The 4,142-nt window shown below is 36.9% G+C and carries 3 protein-coding genes; 1 reads left to right on the top strand and 2 read right to left on the bottom strand.

From position 1 onward, the window contains the following. Positions 1-32: 32 nt before the first annotated feature. Complete coding sequence (locus tag ACOVQ4_RS12360) at positions 33-1,481, top strand: TlpA family protein disulfide reductase (protein ID WP_421820951.1); 1,449 nt, start codon at positions 33-35, stop codon at positions 1,479-1,481. A 397-nt stretch (positions 1,482-1,878) separates the two neighbouring features. On the opposite strand, the gene ACOVQ4_RS12365 is transcribed toward ACOVQ4_RS12360, so the two are convergent. Both ACOVQ4_RS12365 and ACOVQ4_RS12370 read right to left on the bottom strand, forming a co-directional pair. Continuing rightward, positions 1,879-2,187, bottom strand: coding sequence for a DUF4286 family protein (locus ACOVQ4_RS12365; protein ID WP_421820952.1), 309 nt, complete (start codon positions 2,185-2,187; stop codon positions 1,879-1,881). A 96-nt stretch (positions 2,188-2,283) separates the two neighbouring features. Further along, positions 2,284-4,142, bottom strand: a 1,859-nt coding sequence (locus ACOVQ4_RS12370; RefSeq protein ID WP_421820953.1) for a WG repeat-containing protein, incomplete at its 5' end; no start/stop codon positions are given.

The raw sequence follows: 4,142 nt of genomic DNA on the forward strand, positions 1-4,142 counted from the left end.
ACAGCTCGAATAATTCAAGATTGTAAATTTTTATGAAAAAAATCATAGGTGTTTTAGCACTACTATTTTGTAGCCTACAAATATTTGCTCAGCAATCGCTTATTGTGGTAGAAATGAGCAATTCGGGTCGTGACACGCTCAAAATGTATTACGATCCATCCTTCTTGAATGCTAAGGTAAAATCAGAATTTTATTTACCTGCCTCTGGTCTTTCTAATGCTTTTCAATTCGGAATTGCCGAGGAAGGTATTGTCGTTCTGAGTTTTAGAGGAAAGAAATGGACGCTCTATATGGAACGAGGTGCCGAGGTTAAATTGAAAATTGATGGGAAGGATTGGCCTAAATCTTTGAAAATTGAGGGTAATCTTAGCGCTGAGAATAATTTTTTGCAACAGTTCAATGAAAAGTTTGCTGATAATTTTAATGATGATAAAGTATTGGCTCAAATGAAAGATGTTGCTATTGATTCATGGGAGATGACTTTGTTTGATGCCAAAAAAGCTCAGTCAGATTTTTATAAGAAATATCCAGATATTGAAAAGTTTTCTCCTAGGTTTAAGGCTTATATTGAAAATCAAATTCGTTGGAATTATTGGAATTATTTATTGGCCTTTCCGATTGTAAAGGGCAATACCAACGTGTCACTCAATAAAGTTATGGCTTTACCAAGCACATTGGTGGCCGATTTGAATCCCAAGAAGTTGCAAGACGATGCCCTGATTTCTTCTTCTTATCGTAGTTTTTTAAATTATTATGTAGCTTATTTTAATTCTAAAGCGCATGATTATGAAAAATATCGCGATCAAAGTAAGTCAATGACCGACAAGCATAATTTTGCCCGTGATAATCTTCCATTACTGAGTTACCAATATTATTTGGCTTTTTTACTTTATAACAATTGTGACAGAGTATTGCCATCGGTAGCCCGCAATGTGTTTGCAGCATTGTCGGCTTCTTCATCAGGAGAACTTTGGGCAAATATTATCAAAAATAAATGTGGCAACGTCCTGAAGTCGCAGGACTCAGAGGTTGCCAAAATCCTTGAGGCAAAGGATGGTTCGTTTAGGGCAGTCAATATCAAAGGAGATACCATCGCTTTATCGAGCCTCAAAGGAAAAGTGCTTTATATCGATTTTTGGGCTACGTGGTGCAAACCATGTATCGAGGAGTTTCCCTTTTCAAAGAAGATGATTCAATCGATTCCAAGTAAATTTAAGAATGATATTGCGTTTTTATTTATCTCTTTGGACGAGTCAGAGGTGATTTGGAAAAAAGGGCTTGAGAGGCACAATCTTTCGGATGGGCTAAACTTATTCTCACAGGGTGGATGGTATTCTGAGGCTGCCAAAAGATTCAAGATTCAGGCTATTCCAAGATATTTGATAATTAATAAGAAAGGAGAAATTGTGATGGAAAATGCCAAAAGGCCAAGCGACCCTCGTACTTTAGGCGAACTGATTCAGTTGCTAGAAGAAAAATAAAATATATCCGAATTAGTATTTATTTTTTCTAAGATAAGTTAGCACGCAAAATTAGATTTGACTTGAGTGCCTTAGGCTGTAAGCCGTATGCCTTAAGCAAAAAGGCTTTATCTTTTCATAAAAATACCTTTTTTTCTTTAGCCTACGGCTTAATGCCTAAAGCTTATGGCCTGAAAAAATAAAGTTTAAGATTGTGCTTTAAGCTTTCAGGTATCGTTTCGGCGGTGGGCTTTGGGGAAAATGCTTGTCCGTAGTCGTTAAATACATTTTAACACGCTTTGCCTTGTGCCTGTTGCCTTGTCCCTAAAACACAAAAATCAAATCTAATTTTGCACGATAACTGTCTAGAGCTCGTAGATTCAGTTTTGTCCGGTAATCAGCAACTCAGCATTGATACCTAGACATCTATTTCTTGTAGTAAACTTGCGAAGAAAACATATTTTCCTTTATAGCGTTGGTCAACCTTGGCAATCAAACCATCAAAATGGAGTGCTTCATAAATATCATAATGTTGCTTTGTTTCGAATGCATATTGAAAAGAATAGGTTGAGCCACCATTATGCACCTCTGTTAAAAGTTTAAGTACTTTGAAGCTTGTTGGAAGTCCCGTTTCCATAATTTCTGGAATATGCTGAGTTTTCATCCATGATAAAAATTCTGCTTCGGATTGAGTATCGATATTAAAAGTTACGTTTTGCAAATACATAATAAGACGACCTTTAGGTAAGGAAATAAGGGTTTAAAAAAACAAAATCCATCATCTGATTTGATAATGGATTTTGCAAAAATAAAGTAAAAAATTTTATTGATTAGCCATTTTACGGATTTCATCAAACTTCGTGCAGTTGGTTACACAATCGCCATTGCTGTTGAGTATGAATTTTCCACCTGATGAATCTACAAGCTCAAATTGTTTGGTGGCAGGCAATATATTTATTTCATTAAAAGAACAAGGGGCAATTTTGGCATTAAATCGATTAATAATTCCAAGTTTGCCATTTCCTTTAGACACCACCGCAAGTCCATTGTTGAAAGGTCGTATTTCGTCGTAATCGAAGGCAATTTGAACTTTACCTTTTTTATCTATAAAACCATACTTGCCATTGTCAAATTTTACGCCATAAAGTCCCTCAGTTGAATACAACATTTCTTTATAAGCAGGTTTGGCTACCACACGGCCAGAAGTATCAATCAAGCCCCATTTGCCTTCTTTCAAGACAGGGAATAGCTGATTGGCATCGAATTTTCGAATCGACTTATAGCCCTGGGTCGTAATACGGCGACTCGTGAGACGTTCAACCAAGTTAAACTCCATTTCTTCATCGCCATCCTTATTTGGGGAAAAAGTTTTGATTACAACATAATTCCCATTGAAGATAGTATCGGTGGTGGCATATCGTATTCCGATGGGAGCTACCTCATTAGTTTTACCAATTACTACAGTACCATTTTTGTCATACACCATATCTACTTTGCAGTTACCAGCAGGAATACTACAGTTTTTGGCATTTTCGCGGACAACCACCAATCCAAATTTATTAAAGTTGGCAACTTCATCATAGGCCAAAGGAATTACCTCAGTTCCATCGTGTTTGATATAGCCACAACGCACAGAATTGTTCACGTCCTTACATGCCGAGATTAAGCCATACTGGTTAAAAGTGCCCAAGCTGCGATACACAGGGTCAATTACCACTTTGAGGTCGGTATTAATAAACCCAAAGTATTTTCCATCTTTGACAGGAGCTAATCCATATCGATTGAATTCGCCAATCGACAAGTAGGATTTACTTGTGCGAAGGTCTTTAAAATCAACTAGTTTAAATCCTGTTTCATCTTTGGCTAATCCGAGTGTAACATTCGCAATACTTGGATCTACTGGCATAGGAATAATACTTTCGAAAACAGGTTTGAGGCGGATATTCCCTTCGGTGTCCATCAATCCCATTCTTTTATTTTGCTCGATAATCATCCATTTGCCTTGTTCGGTTGTGGCACTCAGATTATCGTAGATGGCATCAATTTTTACGGTACCATCATATTTGATTAAACCGAAAAATTTACCTGATTTTACTCGTAATAATTCACGATTGAAAGGAACGATTTCATCAAAATACTCGGACAAAACTTTTTTGGTTTGGTCGTAGGTATTGTCAATTAAGGCAAATTTTCCGTTTTTGAATTTTGCCACGCTTATGCCATATTTCAAGGCTTTGGCATCAACCACGTTTTCGAGAGATTCGCTTTCGTTGCCATAAACGTCGATAAAGTACCATTCAAACTTTTTTACTAATGCTTTTCCATCATTAAAATTTTCGGCTTTTTCAAACTGACATGGGATTACTTCGTCGCCACAGTAGTTCAAAAAACCGAATACTTGGTCTTTTTTGATACGTGCAAACCCTTGGTGATAATTTTCGACCAAGCCGTATCTCGAGTTACCTCGTAGTGATTCTAAAGGAAACCCTACGATTTCATCTCCATCGAGGTCGTTCATACGTACAAAAGTGCCATCATTTTTAGTAGAAAAGCACTGCGACGAAACCACTATCGAATGACGACTCTTTATTTCGCTTTTTTGTTCAATCTGAAAGATATCTCGAATGTTGTCTGTTTCGATACTACGAATATCGGCTTTGTATTTTTTGTCTAGTTTGGCAA

This window comes from Flectobacillus sp. (assembly GCF_049240685.1).
Taxonomy (GTDB): domain Bacteria; phylum Bacteroidota; class Bacteroidia; order Cytophagales; family Spirosomataceae; genus Flectobacillus.

Excerpts from the sequence above, each read along its gene's own strand:
- ACOVQ4_RS12360 (WP_421820951.1), top strand. The coding sequence starts at position 33 with ATGAAAAAAATCATAGGTGTTTTAGCACTACTATTTTGTAGCCTACAA.
- ACOVQ4_RS12365 (WP_421820952.1), bottom strand. The coding sequence starts at position 2,187 with ATGTATTTGCAAAACGTAACTTTTAATATCGATACTCAATCCGAAGCA.